A 315-nucleotide genomic window follows, 5' to 3' on the forward strand; every position below is an offset into this window, starting at 1 on the left:
GCTGGGTTCACTAAAGCGGAGAATACAGAACTGATTGCAGCACCAAGACAAATGTTTAGTAGGGAGGGTTGGCTAGTCTGTAAGCTAAAGTAAATCCAGAGGACTCCCAGACCTGATAAGCCATCACCCAGAGCCATTAGAATACGGCGGTCATAACGATCGGCTAGAATCCCTGCCAAGGGAGTCATTAAGAGGCCAGGTAAAAAAGCACAAAGGGTAACTAGAGCAGAAGAAGCAGCTTGACCAGTCAGCTGGTAGATGTAAATTCCTAGTGCAAAAGAGGTCATACCTGTTCCGATTTCCGAAATAAAAGTT

The 315-nt window shown here is 45.7% G+C and carries 1 protein-coding gene; it reads right to left on the minus strand.

Annotated elements, in window-relative coordinates; genetic code table 11:
* Positions 1–315: MFS transporter (locus tag P0G09_RS17265; protein ID WP_275253287.1), on the minus strand; the 315-nt coding region annotated here is incomplete at both ends.

Source organism: Faecalibacterium sp. DFI.5.82, from assembly GCF_029076575.1.
In the GTDB taxonomy this organism is placed as follows: domain Bacteria; phylum Bacillota; class Clostridia; order Oscillospirales; family Ruminococcaceae; genus Faecalibacterium; species Faecalibacterium duncaniae.